A 17362-nucleotide genomic window follows, 5' to 3' on the forward strand; every position below is an offset into this window, starting at 1 on the left:
ACGGAGGATTCGATGGCAACGCTCGCCCCTGCTGTACCGGCGGAAACGCCCCATAGCGCCCCGCCCAAACATTGGACCCAAGGGCGGCTGAGCGAAGCCGATGTCGCGCATATCCCCGGCGAATCCGGCTGGCCCGTAGTCGGCAACACATTCCGTATGCTGGCCGATCCGCACGGCTTTGCGCGGGATATGGTCGCCAAATATGGCCCGGTTTATAAAAATCGCGCTTTCGGTGGCTGGGGCGTGATGCTGGTCGGTGCCGATGCCAACGAACTGGTACTGTTCGACCGGGACAAGCTGTTTTCTTCCGAACAGGGCTGGGGCCCGTTGCTCGATCAGTTGTTTCCGCGTGGGCTGATGCTGATGGATTTCGACCATCACCGGGCGGACCGGCGGGCGCTGTCGATTGCGTTCAAGCCCGAACCGATGCGCCACTATGCCGGGGCGCTCAACCGTGGGATCGCGCAGGAAACGAAGAACTGGGCAGGGCGGCGCGAATTCTATCCAGCGATCAAGTCGCTGACGCTCGACCTTGCGGCGGACAGCTTCATCGGCATCCCGTGGGGGCCAGAAGCCGACAAGATCAATGCCGCGTTCGTCGATATGGTGCAGGCGTCGGTCGCGCCGATCCGCACTCCGTTGCCGTTCACCATGATGAAGCGCGGGGTCGATGGTCGCAAATATCTGGTGGAATACTTCACCGCCGAAACCCACCGCCGCCGTGCCGAGGGCGGGGGGCAGGATATGTTCAGCCAGTTCGCCACTGCCACGCGCGAAGACGGCAGCCTGCTGCCGGTGGACGAAGTGGTCGATCACATGAACTTCCTGATGATGGCCGCGCACGACACCATCACCTCCAGCGCGACGACGCTGGTGTGGCAGTTGGCCATGCATCCCGAATGGCAGGAAAAACTGCGTCAGGAAGCGATCGCCGTGACTGGTGGGCCGGACGCGCAGGGCAAGCCGCGCCCGTTGGAATATAGCGATCTGGGCAAGATGGAACTGACCGAAATGGCGTTCAAGGAAGCGCTGCGGATCGTGCCCCCGGTGCCCAGCACGCCGCGCCGGGCGCTGCGTTCGTTCGAATTCGGCGGATATACCATTCCTGCCGGGGCGGGGATCGGGATCAACACCCATCTGGTGCACCATTCGGAAGAACACTGGGATAATCCCGAGCGGTTCGATCCGATGCGCTTCACGCGCGAGGCAGAGAAGGCGCGCCATAAATATGCCTGGGTGCCGTTTGGCGGCGGGGCGCATATGTGCCTGGGCCTGCACTTCGCCTATATGCAGGTGAAGATTCTGATGGCGCAGTTGCTGCAGCAATACAGGATCGAGATCGAACCGGGTTATACGCCCGACTGGCAGGCCTGGCCGATTCCGAAACCGAGAGATGGGCTGAAGGTGGAATTCAAGCCGTTGTGATCCGGGCGCCGCAGTCGGCGTAACACGCAAGCCCGTCACTCCCGTGCAAGCCCGCACCCCCAGCACACCGTCGCCCCGGACTTGATCCGGGGCTCCGCTGTTCTTCCGCGCTGCGCTTAGGGGAGCTGGACTTTGGTTCAGGGCCGGGGTGACGGGGGGGTGGGTGGAGCGACCCGGCTACTACCTCCCTTCCCCTCGTCATTGCGGGGAGCCGTCAGGCGACGTGGCAATCCATGGGGCGCGCCTCGCCCCGCCACAGCCGGAGTAGTGGGCGGAAACCTCTGGCCATGGATTGCTTCACTTCGTTCGCAATGACGAGGGGATGCGGAGACTCGTGGGTGTAACGGGTGGCGGCAGAAGAGTCGCCCGGCGGCACGGCAGCCACGACCAGCAACCCGCGCCATTCCTCAGCCCCCAGCACACCGTCGCCCCGGACTTGATCCGGGGCCCCGCTGTTCTTCCGCGCTGCGCTAGGGGAGCTGGACCCCGGCTTGGAGGCCGGGGTGACGGGGGGTGGGGGGAGTGACCGATCTGGCTCCTCCGCCACCGCCTTCCTTCTGCCCTCGTCATTGTGAACGCAGTGGGGCACCATAAGCGGGATACCGGTTATTGGCTCATCGCGCCCGTTTGAGTTCGCGCATAATCGATCGCAGCGGCAATCGCCCCTTTTGCCTGCGGGCTGTTTTTCCAGCACGATGTACCCAGCGCAGCGGCCACACGATTGCACACCGTTTCAACCGATGTATTGGCCAGATCATCGAAGCTGGCGACGTCGATTTCCTCCAGCCGCTGGATCACGGTCGGCCCCACGCCCCTGATCGCCAGCAGGGCAGCGCGTTCATCGGCAGAGAACTGGCGCACCATCAGAAATCGACGGCGATTCCGTCTTTCACCCAGTCGCCATAACGGGTGGGGCTGAGTTCCTCGTCCACTTTGCCCTCTTGCGGCCTGGGCAGGGGTTCGTTGGTCCAGTGGGCGGGTTTCTCGAATTTCTTGCGAGGGGGCGTGGTCTTTTCAGTCATGTCCATAGAATGGACCCGCTGGCCAGCCGATGCAATCGCGGATAGGGGCGCGCTATGGCCAAAGTTCAGGGATTACCCGCGCGCACCGCCGCGCTCCGTATGCTCGATGCAGTGTTGCGCCGGGGCGAGACGCTCGATCTGGCGGAGCGGTCTGCTGCCAAGGGGCTGACGCCGAGCGACCGGGCGCTGGCCCGCGCGATCGCCGGGGAAAGTCTGCGCTGGCTGCGCGATCTCGATGCCATGATCGACGGTGCGACACAGCAGATTCTGCCCGACGATGCCAAGCCGCGTATGGTGCTGCGGATGATGCTGGCGCAATGGCTGCGGCTGGATACCCCGCCGCATGCGGTGATCGCCACCGGGCTGGAACTGCTCACCGGCGGGCCGCGCCGTCTGGCCCACGGGGTTTTCTCTGCATTGGTGAAACAGGGCGTGGCATTGCCCGTCGCACCCACATTGCCGCCGGAGGTAGTCGCGCGGTGGGGGGAGCGGGCTGGAGCAATCGCCACTGCACTGGCGGCACTGCCCCCGCTCGATCTGGCGATCAAGGACTGGAGCCAGACTGAACATTGGGTTGCGGAACTGGGCGGCACCAGCCTTGCCCCCGGCCATGTCCGGCTGGCGCGGGGCAGCGCTGTAGAACGGCTGGCAGGGTTCGAAGCGGGCGCATGGTGGGTGCAGGATATCGCTGCTTCGCTCCCCGCTCGCTTGCTGGGCACTGGCGAAGGACGGCGCGTACTGGACTTGTGTGCGGCGCCGGGTGGCAAGACATTGCAACTGGCGGCGGCCGGCTGGCAGGTGACTGCCGTGGACAAGAGCGCCAAGCGGCTCGACCGACTGGTCGACAATCTCGACCGCACCGGGCTGAGCGCCGAAGTCGTCGCCGCCGATGCGCTGACGTGGGAACCGGGCTGCACATACGATGCGATCCTGCTCGACGCGCCGTGTACCGCCACCGGCACCGCCCGCCGCCACCCCGATGTGCTGCACCGTATCCACGCGGCGCAGATCGCAGAGATGGCCGAATTACAGGCGGCAATTCTCGTGCGGGCGGCGCAGTGGCTGGCACCGGGTGGAATGCTGGTTTACGCGACCTGCTCGCTCGAACCGGAAGAGGGGGAGGCGCAGGCCGTGCAATGTCCACTGCCGCCCGCACCGGTCACTGCAGCGGAACTGCCCGCCGGGTTGCAGCCCACGGCGGAAGGCTGGGTGCGAACCGATCCTGCTATGTTGCCCGATGCCGGTGGGCTGGATGGATTTTTCATTGCCCGGTTCCGCGCCGCCGGATGACATCGGGCGCGGGGCGCTTATCTGACTGTCATGACAGATCAGACGATGCCCGCATTGTTCATCGGCCACGGCAGCCCGATGAACACTCTCGAAGCCAACCGCTATACTCAGGGGTGGCGGTCGCTCGGTGAGAGTCTGCCGCGCCCGCGGGCGATTCTGTCGATTTCGGCGCACTGGTATATCGGTGCCACTGCGGTGACGACGATGGCGCATCCGCGCACCATTCATGATTTTTACGGGTTTCCGCAGGCACTGTTCGATTATCAGTACCCGGCACCCGGCTTGCCCGATCTGTTCGATGAAATTGTCGAAGCGATCAGGCCCGAACAAGTGATGGCCGACAGCGATCAGTGGGGGCTGGACCACGGCACGTGGAGCGTATTGGCGCATATGTTCCCCGATGCGGATGTGCCGGTCGTCCAGCTATCGCTCAATGCCGACCGTCCGCAGGAATATCACCTTGCGCTTGGCGCGGCACTGGCTCCATTGCGAGAGCGCGGCGTCCTGATTTTGGGCAGCGGCAACGTGGTGCACAATTTGCGGCAGGTCGACTGGAAGATGGCGGGGCAGGGATACGACTGGGCCGAGCGATTCGACGATGCCGTCGTTGCCGAACTGGGCGATCCGGCAGGCGATATCCTGTCGCTGGCGCGGCATCCCGACTATGCGTTGGCGGTGCCCACGCCCGATCATTACCTGCCGCTGCTGTATCTTGCAGGCTTGGCGCAGTCAGCGGGCGAAACGCCCGCGACTCTGCTGCGCGGTTACGAATATGGCGGCTTGTCGATGACCAGTTACGGCCTCGGTCTTACGACGCGCTAACGTTCGTTACCCAGTGCGCGGTCATCTGCGGGCCGCCGGGTTCGAGCTTAGGGGTGACGTTGGAATCGGCCAGAATCGCAGCGGCGGTTTCGCGTTCGGCCGCAGTCCCGCCGCGCAGGGCCACGGCCATACCGCTGCGCTGTGCAGCCCATCCCACCAACGCGAGCGCGCGGCGCCCCGCCTCGGTCGGCTGGCCTTTGTTATCGCCATCGGCCACGAATGCGATTGTGGGCAATGCACCGCCGGGTGGCGGCAGGATCTGCACCTGCCAGGTGGGTACACCGGCCGCGATGCGGGATTCAAGCGCCTGATATGTCGCCAGAGTCGCGCCGGGGAGTGCTTTCGCCCGCACCAGCGCACGGTTGTTTTCCCGGTCGACGATCACGTCTTTCGAGGAAACACCGGCCACCAGCGCCAGTTCGCGCGTCAGTTCATCGACTTTGACCAGTTCCGCCTCGCGCTTTTTCGCTTCGGCGGCAGCGAGCTGAGCGGCTTCCGCCGCCTGGGCACCCGTGCCGACTTTGTACTGCGTCAGTTTGAGATCGACGTCCTGCCCCAGAATTCGTGCCAGCGCACGTTTGCCCTTGCTTTCGGCATCCGGCTCCAGCTTCGGCGTCAGGACTGTGGCGTCGATGGTTACCGGATCGGTCCGCCAGTCGATATCGATCTGGCTGAGGCGCGAATTGGTGTCGAACAGATCCTGTAATTCGCCACGCACCAGTCGTTCGCCATTGGCTTGCTTGCCAATCTGAATCAGCGAGTATCCGAGCGGGACGGCGAGTGCGATAAACACCAGCACCACGATCAGGTTCTGCAAATGGGTTTGCCGCTGGCTCAACTCGGTGCGGAAGCCATAGATGCGCGCCATCACCATCGCGGTGAGCGCGATCGTGATCAGGTTGGTAATGAACAGCAGCAGCGCGCCCTGAAACACCGTCCAGTTAAGGGTCGCCAGCCCGAAACCGACCACGGCCAGCGGCGGCATCAAAGCCGTGGCGATGGCCACACCGACGATAGTGCCTTCGCGCCCGCGAATCATCGCATATCCGCCCGCCATCGCGGAAAACAGCGCGACCAGCAGGTCGAACAGGTTGGGTTGTGTACGGCTGGCGATTTCGCTCGTCACTGTCTGGATCGGAGAGAAGAACACGATCAGCGCGCAGAGAAACACCGCCATCGCACTGCCGTAAAGCAGCGATTTGGCCGATTGGCGCAGCCACTGGTAATCGCCGATTGCCAGCGCGAAACCGAGGCCGATAATCGGCCCCATCAATGGCGACAGCAACATCGCCCCGATCACCACTGCCGGGCTGGACAGCAGCAGGCCGAGGATTGCGATCCCCCCGCTCATCGCAGTCAGAAACAGATAGCGGGCGGAAGTATCGCAATCTTCGCGCCGCTTTTCGATCACCGCCGCCTGATCGACGGTGGAGGTAACAGAAGTGCGCCACCACTGCTGCCAGCTATGGACGACAGCGGCGAAGTGACCTTCGTGCGGGATGGAGGCGGCAGTCGTGCCCGCAGATGGGGGCGGGGGGGCGTTTGTCTCGCTCATCAGGCAGGGCTTATCCGCAAGGCTGGGGCTTGGGAAGCCTCGCTGTGCGACATGGGCGGGGCGATGCCACAGGGCGGGATTTGCTTGAAACCTGTGTCTTATCGCACTAATACAGTCTAAGGTATTGTACCCATTCCGCCAATGGAGCCAGCACGACAGATGACCGCGACTGAAACCAAGACCGCCACTGCGAACGATCTGGAACTGACGCCGCCCGATCCGGTGCCGCAGGTAAGCGCCGAACGCGCCGCAGGCCTCGTTCCTGTCAGCGACGAGAAGAAATCGAAGCTGGAAGAGAAAGTCGATTCGTTCGTGGCCGATCTGGTCTCGCAGGATGCCAATTCGCCCGAATTCGGGCAGAAGGTCGACCAGATCACCAATATGGGCCGCAAGGAAATCATGGCGGCGGCGCAGCAGTCCAACCGGTTCCTCGACCGCCCCGTGCGCGCGATGGACAAGGACGAAGGCGTTGGCGCCAATCTGGCCGAATTGCGCCGGGTGGTCGAAGACCTCGATCCGGGCCGCAAGGGAAAGCTGTCGAAAGGGCGCAAGATCCTCGGCATCATCCCGTTCGGCAACAAGCTCAACAATTACTTCCGCAGCTATCAGAGCGCGCAGACCCATATCCAGTCGATCCTGACCAATCTGGCCAGCGGCAAGGACGAGCTGCTGATGGACAACGCCGCTATCGACGTGGAACGGACCAAGCTGTGGGAAGCGATGGGCAATCTGGAACAGATGGTCCACATTTCGAAAACGCTGGACGAAAAGCTGGAAGACAAGGCCGCCGAACTCGACGCGACCGATCCGGCGAAGGCCAAGGCGATCCGCGAAACCGCGCTGTTCTATGTCCGCCAGCGGACGCAGGATCTGCTGACGCAGATGGCGGTGTCGGTACAGGGCTATCTCGCGCTCGATCTGGTGAAGAAAAACAACGTCGAACTGGTGAAGGGCGTGGATCGCGCCAGCACCACGACAGTTGGCGCGCTCCGCACGGCGGTCACCGTGGCCGAAGCGATGACCAATCAGCGGCTCGTGCTGGGGCAGATCACCGCGCTCAACCAGACCACCGCCGGGATTATCGATTCGACCAGCACGATGCTGCGCGAACAGACCGGCAAGATCCACGAACAGGCGGCATCGAGCACGATCCCGCTGGAAACGCTGCAACGCGCGTTCCAGAACATTTACGATACGATGGACGAAGTCGATACCTTCAAGCTGCGCGCGCTCGACAGCATGAAGCAGACGGTCGAAACGCTCTCCAGCGAAGTCGAAAGGTCGAAAGGCTATATCGCCCGTGCCGAAGGGCAGGCCAAGGCGCAGGCGCAGGTCGGTGAATCGAAACTGCTGTCGGTGGAGAGCTGATGGCAGGCGACAGCACCCGCGAAAGTGACCGTATTCTGGGCGATGCGCGCCGTTCGCTGACGGTGCAGCGCGATGGCGGCACTCACCGCCCGGCGCGCTCTATCGGGCGCGGATCGGCCAAGTTGAAGCGCGACAACATCGTGAAACGCATCACTTATTTCGTGGGTGCGGTGTTTGCGATCATGGTCACGGCCTCTGTTGCCGGAATTATCCTCAACGGGATCGGCTTTACCGGGGTTATGGCAATCGCACTGGCGGTCGTGGTGGCGGCATGGGTGTTTGGCAATTTCCCGAAAGTGAAAGTGCCTCAGCGCGCCGAACTCAATCGCGGCGATGCGAAACAACTGGTCGGGCGCACCGAATTGTGGCTGGAGGCGCAACGCCCCGCGCTGCCTGCCCCCGCCGCCGATATGGTCGGCAAGATCGGGGTCCAGCTCGATGCGCTGGGCCTGCAGCTTGACGGCGTGGATCAGAACCACCCGGCGGCGCGCGAAGTCCGCACTCTGGTGGGGGAAACGCTGCCCCAAATGGTCGACAGCTATCGCAAGATTCCCGCCCATCTCCGCACCGAGAAGCGCGCCGGCGCGACGCCCGACGAACAGATTACCCGCAGTCTTGGCAAGATCAGCGAAGAAATCGATCACGTTACCCGCCAGCTGGCCGATGGCGCGCTGGACGATCTGGCGGTGCGGACCCGCTATCTCGATTACAAATACGGCGATCCCGACAGCCCGGAAAGCGAGCGAACCTGATGCGTGTGGCCATTCCGCATAATCTCGATAACGATACCGTCCGCCAGCGGATGAAGGCGAAAAGCCATGAAATCGCGGACTATGTTCCCGGCGGCGCGACAGTGGAAACCGCCTGGCCCAGCGACGATCGGATGAGCATGACGATCGGCGCGATGGGGCAGGAGGTGTCGGGCAATGTCGATCTCGAACCCGGTCAGCTGGTGTTCGAAGTGCAATTGCCGATGATGCTGTCGTTTCTGGAGCCGATGATCCGGGGCGCGGTGGAAAAGGGTGGCCAGAAACTGCTGGCCCCGCCGAAGGAATAAGCGCTTCACCGGTGCGGATGCGCCGTGAAGGGCAGGCGCGCAAACGCTGCCGCCCCTCCCGCGCTCAATCCGCTGCGATGGTTCTCAGGCTGCTTCGAGCAGTTTGATCGGTTCGATTTCGCCCGACAGATACAGCCGCTTGGCCTTGGCCCGGCTCAGCTTGCCGCTGCTGGTACGCGGCAGAGTGCGCGGCGGTACGAGTTCGACCACACAGTTCATGCCCGTGATCGCACGCACTTTGTCGCGGATCTGTTCGTGCAGCTTGATCCGTTCTTCCGGGTCGGACACGCGGCAATGGACCAGCACCGCAGGCGCTTCTTCCCCATTTTCGGTTTCGACTGCGAATGCCGCGATGTCGCCGTGGTTGAAGCCGGGCAGTTGTTCCACCGCCCATTCGATATCCTGCGGCCAGTGGTTTTTGCCGTTGATGATAATCATGTCTTTCGCACGGCCGACGATGAACAGATAACCATCGGCCATATAGCCCATGTCGCCGGTATCGAGCCAGCCATCGACGAGGCATTCGTCGGTCGCTTCCTGATTGCGGAAGTACGAATGCATTACGCTGGGGCCACGGCACCATACTTTGCCGATCTGGTGATCGCCCCTGATCGTGTCGCCTTCGCCACGGATTTCGATATCCATGTCGGGCAAGGCCTTGCCGCAGTTGACGATCGCGCGATAGCGGGCCGGGCGGCTGAGATCGCGGTCGGCACCCGACAGGCGCTCTTCCTCGACCAGCTCGACGCGGATGCCTTCGCCCGGAGGCATCACGGTGACCGCCAGCGTCGCTTCCGCCAGACCATAGCTGGGGGTGAAGGCACTGGCCCTGAACCCGGCACCGGCGAAGGCGTTGACGAAATTCTGCATCACGTCGGGCCGGATCATATCCGCCCCGTTGCCCGCAGTGCGCCAGCGGGACAGGTCGAACCGTTCGCCCACATTGCTCTGGCTGGAAATACGCCGGGCGCAGATGTCGTAGCCGAAGGTGGGCGAATACGACAGGGTATTGCCTGCGTTGCGGCTGATGAGATCGAGCCATGCCAGCGGCCGCCGCGCGAAATGTTCGGTCCGCAAGTAATCGCAGCTTACCTGATTGGCGATGGGCGACAGGAAACAGCCGACCAGCCCCATATCGTGATACCATGGCAGCCAGCTCACCACCCGGTCGTTTTCGCCCAGATTCACGCCGGTCGCGTGGCCATACAGGTTATGCAGCAGCGCGCGGTGCGTCACCGCAACCCCGGTGGGGAAACGGGTCGAGCCGCTGGAATATTGCAAATAGCAGATATCGTCCGGGTCGGGCGTAGGCAGATCGACATCGGGCGCATCGCGCAGGGCATAGTCCTGCCAGCTCGATCCTTCGCAACCTTGCCGTTCGGCAGCGGCCTGCGCCATCTCGGCGATTTCGCCGGGATAGATCAGGATCGTCGGATCGCTGCTTTCCAGCTGGACCGCGAGTTGATCGATATAGCTTTCTTTCCCGCCGAACGTCGTCGGCAGAGGTAGCGGCACTGGCCATGCCCCGGCATAGACGCAGCCGCAGAACAGCGCAGCGAATTCAGGGCCGGTTTCCGCGATCAGCGCGACGCGATCGCCCTTGCCGATACCCGACGCGATCAGACGGCGGGCCGCCGCCAGCGCGTCGTCGCGCAATTCGCGATAGGGATAGGGGCGCACGAGATCGCCGCGCATATCGTGGAAATTGAGACCCTTCTCGCTTCGCGCAGCGTAATCGATCGCTTCGGCAAAAGTGGCGAAATCCGACCGGCGGCGCGGAAGAGCGCAATCGTTCGGAGTAGGGGTAAGAGTGGTGTCGGTCATGTGTGGAGGCGAAACCCGCTTGCAGCGCGCCCGTTCCGGCGCATCCGTTGATGGTTATTGTTCCTTCGGAGCACGATTGCCCCGATGCACAGGTGTTTCAAAGTTTCCCATTCGTTACACAGTGTGGCACCATTATGGCAAGAATGGTCAGCAATAGTCCCCGATCCCGCCGCAAACCGGCCCCGCTTGACGCGCAACGTCTTGAAGAAATTGCGCTCTCTTACGTGGCCCGGTTTTCCACCAGCACCGGCAAACTGCGCGACTATCTTGCCCGCAAAGTGCGCGAACGGGGTTGGGACGGTGCCGGTGAGCCGAACCTGAATGCAATTGTAGAGCGATTTGCAGACAGGGGATATGTCGACGATGCCGCCTGGGCGCAGTCGCGGCGCGACGGTCTGCTGCAACGCGGGTACGGCCCGCGCCGGGTCGCGCAAGACCTCGATGCGGCTGGGATTTCGGCCGAACTTCACGCGGGTTTGAGCCCGGACGAGGCAGGAATAAGGCGGGCGGCGATCAAGCTGGCGACGCGCAGGCGGTTCGGTCCGTGGAGCCGCGCTGCGCCCGATCCGGCAATTCGTGAGAAACAGATCGCCGCAATCGTGCGGGCAGGGCATCGATTCGATATTGCGCGCACGGTCGTAGAGGCGCATTCGGTGGCAGCGGTCGAACAATGGGCTGCCGAAGCCGACGAATCCGAAGAGGACGATTTCCTGTGATCCACCATGCGATCCGTTCATCCCGCCCCTCCTGTTTCCGGCCTTGCATTGCATTGGCCGCGGCGGTGGCGCTGCTGGCGGCCTGTTCGCCGCAAGGGGCGACCGAGGCGAAGCCCGCCGCGCCGACGCATGCAGTTCATCCCGAATCGGGCCTGTCGGTCATCCCCGTCACTCTGCAAACCGCCAGCGGGCCGCATGTGATTCATGCCGAAGTGGCCAGTAGCAATGCGGAGCAGGCCAAAGGGCTGATGTTCCGCAAACATCTGGGGCCGGACGAAGGAATGATCTTTCCCCGCAATCCGCCCGATGTGGCCAGTTTCTGGATGAAGAACACGCCGCTTCCCCTCGATATCGTGTTTATTGGCGTCGATCACCGGGTGATGAATATATCGGCCAATACCGAACCCTATTCCTTGACGCCGGTCACAGCCAACGGGATGACCAGCGCCGTGCTGGAGCTGCCGGGCGGGCGCGCGGCGCAACTGGGCATCGGGCCGGGGACAGAGGTGAAATGGTGATCGCCTTGGTGCTTGGCGCTCGCGCGCGAATCGGCTAACCGGCGGACCATGAACTTTCTTGCGAAAATTTTCACCTGGTGGAACGGCGCCACCATCGGCACCGCGCTCTTCAGCTGGCGCAATGGGATCGAAGTCGGCACCGACGCGCAGGGCAACCGTTATTTCAGGGGGCGCAAGCCTTTGCCCGACGGGCGCGAACGCCGCTGGGTGATCTACAACGGCGCCAATGATGCCAGCCGGGTTCCGGCCGAATGGCATGGCTGGTTGCACGGCGCGTTCGACGATGTGCCTGAAAGCCGCCTGCCCCCGCCGAAAATCTGGGAAGTGGATTACACGCCCAATGCCACCGGCACTGCCGGAGCATACCTGCCGCAAGGTGCGCTGCAGCGTGGCGGCAAGCGGGCCAGCGCCACCGGCGATTACGAGGCGTGGAGCCCGGACGCCTGACAATGCGCGCGGTTGCTGTCCTCCTGCCGCTCGCGCTGGTGGCGTGCACCAAGGCCGCGCCTCCGCCCGAGCCGCAGGATACCGGCATCCCCGACGATCTGCCGGATATGGCCGCGCCCAAGTTGCCGCAACCGGCCGATCCGGGTGCAGCGACACCGATGAAAGAGCGCATCGCCAAAATCGGTGTGTTGAACAAGCGCAATTACATGCAGCAGACTTTCGAAATGAAGCCGGGCGAAGCGAAGCGGTTTGGCGATGTGGTCGTGCGGCTGGCCGCTTGCGAGCGGACCGCGCCGTGGGAATGGCCGCGTCAGACCGGCGCGTTCACGCAAGTGTTCGTCCGCCGCGCGGCCTCCGCCGGTCAGACGCCCAAATGGAACAAGGTGTTTTCCGGCTGGCTGTTCAAGGAATCGCCCAGCCTGAACGTCGTGCAGGATCCGGTTTACGATGTCTGGGTGGAAGATTGCGCGATGAGCTGGTCGGGCGAAACGCCCAAACCCTCGGCCTCTGCCACCAGCACGGCAAACGATTCGGGTAACGATGCCGCATCGAGCGCCCCGGCCACGGCCAGCAATTCGCAATAACGCGCCTGTGTGATCTCAACCGCGCCGAGCGAGGCGAGGTGATCGGTCATGAACTGGCAATCGAGCAGTGCCGCCCCGCCGCGCCGCAACAGCGCGACCAGCCAGGCCAGCGCCACTTTCGATGCGTTGTCGGCGCGGCTGAACATGCTCTCCCCACAGAACACGCCGTTGAATCCCACGCCGTATAATCCGCCAACCAGCGCCCCATCGCGCCAGCATTCGATCGAATGCGCGTGTCCCTCTGTGTGGAGTGCGCGGTAACTGGCGGCGATTCGCGCGCTGATCCAGCTTTCCGGGTGATCGGCGCGCGGTGCGGCGCATTCATCGATCACCTGAGCGAACGCGGTGTTGCAGGTGACGGTGAACCGGCCCTGCCGCACAACTTTCCGCAACGAACGCGACATCGCGAATCCATCGAGCGGGATCACCGCCCGCACTTTGGGTTCGACCCAGAACACCTCCGGATCGTCGCGCGAATCGGACATGGGGAAGATGCCGTTGCGGTATGCCAGCAACAGCATGTCGGTGGGAATCGGGGGTGGGACGGGGGCGTGCATGGTCGCTTCACCCTATAGCATTGGTTTCCCCGCTTGCGATGCCGCGCATTTGCACCTAAAGCGCCCATCCGCTGCAGGGGTGTAGCTCAGCTGGTAGAGCATCGGTCTCCAAAACCGAGGGCCACGGGTTCGAATCCTGTCACCCCTGCCAGCGTATCCCGACAATCCGTACATATCGCTTCGCTCAATGGCGGCACGATGGCGCGATTGCGCGCGTTGTTTCCTCTCCCAAATTCCCATCGAATCGCCCCTTTTCGGGAACTACTGCGTCGAACCGTTCGTTTACAGCGTTGAACTGAGGCGAAAGGAGGATTCGATGTCGAGTTTGTCATTCCGTTCGAGCCGACCCGATAGCTGGGTCTCCCCGCGACCGTATAGCGATGCGTCGCTGCGTCTTCGCAAACATGGGCCGATCCGCCCGATGGAAGAGCCAGGGCTGCTGGCGCGCCTGTTCGGACTGCGCTGACGCACAGAGGCGCTCCGCTGCCGTGAGGCAGGGGCGCCCCTGACAGTCCCGCCAGTATAATGCCCGTCGGTACAAAGCGGGAGGGCGAGCATAATCGGCGCATGACTGCGCGTCTCGCCACCCGCTTGCTTTTGTCGCCAGCGCCGCCTACACGCCACTTCGCTTTCCGACATCTGGAGCAATATAAGCCCTCCCGGCACTTGAACCGGGGCGGCTACGGCCCCATTGGGGAAAGCGACGTATCAATTACGAAGGCGAGAGCTGACGATCATGGCCAAAACCAGCCCCGGTGAATTCATGCGGCAAGTGCAGGCCGAAATGCGCAAGGTCGTATGGCCCACCCGTGAAGAAACGGTGCGGACTGCGATCTTCGTGGCGATTCTGATGGTCGTGCTTTCGCTGTTCTTTCTCGGCATCGACACGGTGTTCGGCGCAATCATGCGCTGGCTGCTGACGCTCGCCTGAGTTCACTTACAAGCAGGACGACAATGGCTCGCTGGTACATCATCCACGCTTATTCGGGTTTCGAAAACAAGGTGCGCGACGCGATCATCGCGGAAGCCGAACGGCTGGGACTGGCCGAAGCGGTGGAAGCGGTTGAAGTGCCGACCGAAACCGTGACCGAGGTCAAGCGCGGCAAGAAGGTGCAGGTCGAACGCAAGTTCATGCCCGGCTACGTCCTTGCCAAGCTGACGATGACCGACGACGTTTATCACCTTGTGAAGAACACGCCCAAGGTCACGGGCTTCCTCGGTTCGGGCAACAAGCCGCAGCCGATTTCGGAACGCGAAGCGGCCCGCTATTTCGGTGGCATGGAAGAAGCCAAGGCCGCGCCGAAGCAGCACGTCAGCGTCGATTACGAAATCGGCGATCAGGTCAAAGTGCTCGACGGTCCGTTCGCCAGCTTCAACGGCGTGGTGGAAGAACTCGATTTCGACAAACAGAAGGTCAAGGTTTCGGTCTCGATCTTCGGCCGCGCGACTCCGGTCGAGCTGGAATTCGAACAGGTCGAGCTGGTCAAGTAACTCCGGTTGTCCGGCGGGCGCGATCGACGCGCCTTGCCGGGCGTGGTTTTCTTGTAACTGGCGTCTCCGGGCGAGCCCGGTGTGCGGATATCTCCTTTTCGGGATCATACAGACGTACCCTCTCGCGGTCGTCACCCCGGCCTTGAGCGGGGGGCTCAGCTTCCCGCGCTTACCTCTTTATTTCGTCATTGCGAACGGAGTGAAGCAATCCGCAGCCTGACGGTTCTGCCCATCACGGCGGTTGTGGCGGGGGCAAAGGGCTGTCCCTGGATTGCCACGTCGCTTCGCTCCTCGCAATGACGAGAGGGGGACACATGATAGCATTGGTCATGTGGCCCTACCCGCGAGCCAAACCCACTCCGTGTCTGCGCGTCTTCGTGTGACAAGCTTCCGCCCGACGCCCCCTCCTATCGCAACGGTTGCGATAGAGGCGAAGTGCGGTCCCTGGATTGCCGCGTCGCCTACGGCTCCTCGCAATGACGAGGGGGCTTTGTTGGGATCGCACAGGCGCATTCTCTCGCTGTCGTCACTCCGGCCTTGAGCCGGGGCCCAGCGTCCGGTGCCAACCTCTCGGTTCGTCATTGCGAACGCAGTGACGCAATCCATGGTGCGACGGTTCCGGCCATCGTAACGGTTGTGGTCAGGGCGAGGCGTGACCCGTGGATTGCCACGTCGCCTACGGCTCCTCGCAATGACGAGGGGGGTGTAAGCGCGTTCATGAAGTGTGCTCCAGCGCCCACCTTTCTATTTCGTCATTGCGAACGCAGTGAAGCAATCCATGGGCTGACGGTTCCGCCCATCGCGGCGGTTGTGGCTGGGGCAGGGTGGGCAATGGATTGCCACGTCGCCTGCGGCTCCTCGCAATGACGAGGGGGAGCGCACAATATATTGGCCAGCCATCGGCAGTGTGACTCCTTCCCTCCGAACCAAACCCGCTCCGTGTCTTCGTGTGACAAGCTTCCGCCCGACGCCCCCTCCCATTACAACGGTTGCAATGGAGGCGAGCGTTGTACGATGGATTGCCCCCGCCGCTTTCCTACACGCACCAATTGCGCCACCGTGACCGGCATGACCCGGCCCCGTTCCTTTCGCTTCGCCTGTCGCCTTTACGCTGCCTGCTGCGGTTCGTGCGGGTGGCCCGTGCCGCCGCGCGTAAGGTGCGGTTTTTCTTCTTCAGGACAGTGTAACATGTGTAACACTCGTTCAGCTTCGCGGGCTGAAAGCTGAAGGTGCGCGAGTGTGCAGATGGCGAATCACTTGCATTTCACGGCCCCCACGCTATGTGCGCGCCTTCCCAGCTTTCAGCATCGGGAAATCCATGCGGGAGGATCGCCGCGGCGCTCCGCTTGACCGCTAACCATGCGCCACCTGCTGCGGCAGGCGGCAACAGTGAGAAAGGAGGCCATCCGTGGCCAAGAAGATCGACGGCTATATCAAGCTGCAGGTGCCTGCCGGCACCGCCAACCCGTCGCCCCCGATCGGCCCTGCGCTGGGTCAGCGCGGCGTCAACATCATGGAATTCTGCAAGGCGTTCAACGCCGCGACCGACAGCCTCGAAAAAGGCATGCCGATCCCGACGACGATCACCGTCTATGCCGACCGCAGCTTCACGTTCACCACCAAGAGCCCGCCGGCCAGCTTCCTCATCAAGAAAGCGGCCAAGCTCAAGTCGGGTTCGAAAGAACCGGGCAAGGTGTCTGCCGGGACCATCAAGCGTTCCGCTCTGGCTGAAATCGCCGAGCAGAAGATGAAGGACCTGAACGCGAACGACATCGAAATGGCAACCCGCATCATCGAAGGCTCCGCGCGTTCGATGGGCCTCGACGTGGTGGAGGGCTGATCACATGGCCAAGCTGACCAAGAAGCAGAAGACGCTGGCGGAACTCGACAGCGAAAAGCTGTACACCGTCGACGAAGCAATCGCGACTCTGCGTACCCACAAGAGCAAGTTCGACGAAACCGTCGAAGTTGCGATGAACCTTGGCGTCGATCCGCGCCACGCCGACCAGATGGTTCGCGGCATGGTTTCGCTGCCTTCGGGCACCGGCAAGGACGTGCGCGTCGCTGTGTTCGCCAAGGGCGACAACGCTGAAAAGGCGCTCGCTGCCGGGGCCGACAAGGTCGGTGCCGAAGACCTGATGGAAGACATGCAGGCCGGCAACCTCGACTACGACCGCGTGATCGCCACGCCCGACATGATGGGCGTTGTCGGCCGTCTTGGTAAGGTGCTCGGCCCCAAGGGCCTGATGCCGAACCCGAAGCTCGGCACCGTCACCCCCAACGTCGAACAGGCCGTTAAGGACGCCAAGGGCGGCCAGGTCGAATTCCGCGTGGAAAAGATGGGCATCATCCACTCGGGTATCGGCAAGCTGTCGTTCAAGGACGAAGACATCAAGGCGAACTTCAAGGCGCTGACCGATGCGATCGTCAAGGCGAAGCCGTCGGGCGCCAAGGGCAAGTACGTCAAGAAGATCTCGCTGACCTCGACAATGGGGCCGGGCCTGAAGGTCGACCTGTCGGAAGTCGAAGGCGCGTAAGACTGGCGCCGCCACCCGCTCTTCGAGAGTGGGTGGTGGGTTTCCTACACGCAACGAACATGCAAGGGGCCGATGGGTGCAAACCTGTCGGCCCTTCGCTTTGTCGGGGCTATGCTGGTGGCGGCTATTTCCCCGAAATGGGAGGAAAG

General features: G+C 62.9%; 19 protein-coding genes, 1 tRNA gene and 1 pseudogene. 16 read left to right on the top strand and 5 right to left on the bottom strand.

Translation table 11 applies throughout. The features are described from left to right. The first annotated feature begins 12 nt into the window (after positions 1-12). On the top strand, positions 13-1425 hold the full coding sequence (locus D6858_RS07270) for a cytochrome P450 (protein WP_120108619.1): 1413 nt from the start codon (positions 13-15) through the stop codon (positions 1423-1425). Between the two features lie 606 nt (positions 1426-2031). Here the strand turns inward: D6858_RS07270 and D6858_RS07280 are convergent. Further along, a complete protein-coding gene (locus tag D6858_RS07280; protein ID WP_120108621.1) occupies positions 2032-2289 on the bottom strand; it encodes a helix-hairpin-helix domain-containing protein in 258 nt (85 codons plus the stop codon). Then, positions 2289-2447 (bottom strand): DUF1674 domain-containing protein, encoded by a 159-nt coding sequence (locus tag D6858_RS07285; RefSeq protein WP_120109540.1) that lies wholly within the window; start codon positions 2445-2447, stop codon positions 2289-2291. The genes D6858_RS07280 and D6858_RS07285 overlap by 1 nt, the downstream gene beginning before the upstream one ends. 54 nt (positions 2448-2501) lie before the next feature. Between D6858_RS07285 and D6858_RS07290 the strand changes: the two genes are divergently transcribed. Both D6858_RS07290 and ygiD read left to right on the top strand, forming a co-directional pair. Beyond that, positions 2502-3737 carry an RsmB/NOP family class I SAM-dependent RNA methyltransferase gene (locus D6858_RS07290; RefSeq protein WP_120108623.1) on the top strand — a complete coding sequence of 412 codons (1236 nt, stop codon included), beginning with the start codon at positions 2502-2504 and terminating at the stop codon, positions 3735-3737. Between the two features lie 30 nt (positions 3738-3767). Further along, on the top strand, positions 3768-4559 hold the full coding sequence (gene ygiD, locus D6858_RS07295; RefSeq protein WP_240623748.1) for a 4,5-DOPA-extradiol-dioxygenase: 792 nt from the start codon (positions 3768-3770) through the stop codon (positions 4557-4559). Here ygiD and D6858_RS07300 read toward each other — a convergent pair. Continuing rightward, positions 4546-6114: a TIGR00341 family protein gene (locus tag D6858_RS07300; RefSeq protein ID WP_120108625.1), complete on the bottom strand. Its 1569-nt coding sequence runs from the start codon at positions 6112-6114 to the stop codon at positions 4546-4548. The two genes, ygiD and D6858_RS07300, sit on opposite strands and share 14 nt — an antisense overlap. Positions 6115-6273: 159 nt before the next feature. Here D6858_RS07300 and D6858_RS07305 point away from each other — a divergent pair, with 159 nt between their 5' ends. Genes D6858_RS07305 through D6858_RS07315 form a run of 3 tightly spaced genes read left to right on the top strand, consistent with a single transcriptional unit; the run spans position 6274 to position 8539 of the window. Next, entirely contained in the window at positions 6274-7482 is a 1209-nt protein-coding gene (locus D6858_RS07305; protein ID WP_120108627.1) for a toxic anion resistance protein, read from the top strand. Continuing rightward, the gene (locus D6858_RS07310) at positions 7482-8234 is read left to right on the top strand and encodes a hypothetical protein (protein WP_120108629.1); all 753 of its coding nucleotides are present in this window, start codon (positions 7482-7484) and stop codon (positions 8232-8234) included. The genes D6858_RS07305 and D6858_RS07310 overlap by 1 nt, the downstream gene beginning before the upstream one ends. Then, entirely contained in the window at positions 8234-8539 is a 306-nt protein-coding gene (locus tag D6858_RS07315; protein WP_120108631.1) for a polyhydroxyalkanoic acid system family protein, read from the top strand. Before D6858_RS07310 ends, D6858_RS07315 begins: the two co-directional genes overlap by 1 nt. An 84-nt stretch (positions 8540-8623) precedes the next feature. Here D6858_RS07315 and D6858_RS07320 read toward each other — a convergent pair whose 3' ends face one another. Beyond that, the gene (locus tag D6858_RS07320) at positions 8624-10363 is read right to left on the bottom strand and encodes a fatty acyl-AMP ligase (protein WP_120108633.1); all 1740 of its coding nucleotides are present in this window, start codon (positions 10361-10363) and stop codon (positions 8624-8626) included. A gap of 224 nt (positions 10364-10587) precedes the next feature. Here D6858_RS07320 and D6858_RS07325 point away from each other — a divergent pair, with 224 nt between their 5' ends. From D6858_RS07325 to D6858_RS16265, 4 genes and pseudogenes are all read left to right on the top strand, one after another. Next, a complete protein-coding gene (locus D6858_RS07325; RefSeq protein WP_240623749.1) occupies positions 10588-11079 on the top strand; it encodes a regulatory protein RecX in 492 nt (163 codons plus the stop codon). 65 nt (positions 11080-11144) lie between these two features. Then, positions 11145-11597 (top strand): DUF192 domain-containing protein, encoded by a 453-nt coding sequence (locus D6858_RS07330; RefSeq protein WP_240623750.1) that lies wholly within the window; start codon positions 11145-11147, stop codon positions 11595-11597. A gap of 48 nt (positions 11598-11645) precedes the next feature. Beyond that, on the top strand, positions 11646-12044 hold the full coding sequence (locus D6858_RS07335; RefSeq protein WP_120109546.1) for an NADH:ubiquinone oxidoreductase subunit NDUFA12: 399 nt from the start codon (positions 11646-11648) through the stop codon (positions 12042-12044). Positions 12045-12268: 224 nt separating this feature from the next. Continuing rightward, positions 12269-12451, top strand: a pseudogene (locus tag D6858_RS16265) (DUF2155 domain-containing protein); the annotation flags it as partial. Between the two features lie 35 nt (positions 12452-12486). On the opposite strand, the gene aat reads toward D6858_RS16265, so the two are convergent. Continuing rightward, positions 12487-13185, bottom strand: coding sequence for a leucyl/phenylalanyl-tRNA--protein transferase (gene aat / locus D6858_RS07345; protein WP_120108639.1), 699 nt, complete (start codon positions 13183-13185; stop codon positions 12487-12489). A 75-nt stretch (positions 13186-13260) separates the two neighbouring features. Between aat and D6858_RS07350 the strand changes: the two genes are divergently transcribed. The 6 genes from D6858_RS07350 to rplA all read left to right on the top strand — a co-directional run bounded on the left by D6858_RS07350 (position 13261) and on the right by rplA (position 17213). Then, a tRNA-Trp gene (locus tag D6858_RS07350) sits at positions 13261-13336 on the top strand. A 165-nt stretch (positions 13337-13501) separates the two neighbouring features. Beyond that, the gene (locus D6858_RS15795; RefSeq protein WP_157935727.1) at positions 13502-13651 is read left to right on the top strand and encodes a hypothetical protein; all 150 of its coding nucleotides are present in this window, start codon (positions 13502-13504) and stop codon (positions 13649-13651) included. A gap of 270 nt (positions 13652-13921) precedes the next feature. Then, complete coding sequence (gene secE, locus D6858_RS07360) at positions 13922-14116, top strand: preprotein translocase subunit SecE (RefSeq protein WP_120108643.1); 195 nt, start codon at positions 13922-13924, stop codon at positions 14114-14116. Between the two features lie 23 nt (positions 14117-14139). Beyond that, entirely contained in the window at positions 14140-14676 is a 537-nt protein-coding gene (gene nusG, locus D6858_RS07365; protein WP_120108645.1) for a transcription termination/antitermination protein NusG, read from the top strand. A 1408-nt stretch (positions 14677-16084) separates the two neighbouring features. After that, positions 16085-16516 carry a 50S ribosomal protein L11 gene (gene rplK, locus D6858_RS07370; RefSeq protein WP_102153799.1) on the top strand — a complete coding sequence of 144 codons (432 nt, stop codon included), beginning with the start codon at positions 16085-16087 and terminating at the stop codon, positions 16514-16516. Between the two features lie 4 nt (positions 16517-16520). Then, complete coding sequence (gene rplA, locus D6858_RS07375) at positions 16521-17213, top strand: 50S ribosomal protein L1 (protein ID WP_102153798.1); 693 nt, start codon at positions 16521-16523, stop codon at positions 17211-17213. Positions 17214-17362 lie beyond the last annotated feature (149 nt).

It is taken from the genome of Tsuneonella suprasediminis (assembly GCF_003605755.1).
Taxonomy (GTDB): Bacteria; Pseudomonadota; Alphaproteobacteria; order Sphingomonadales; family Sphingomonadaceae; genus Tsuneonella; species Tsuneonella suprasediminis.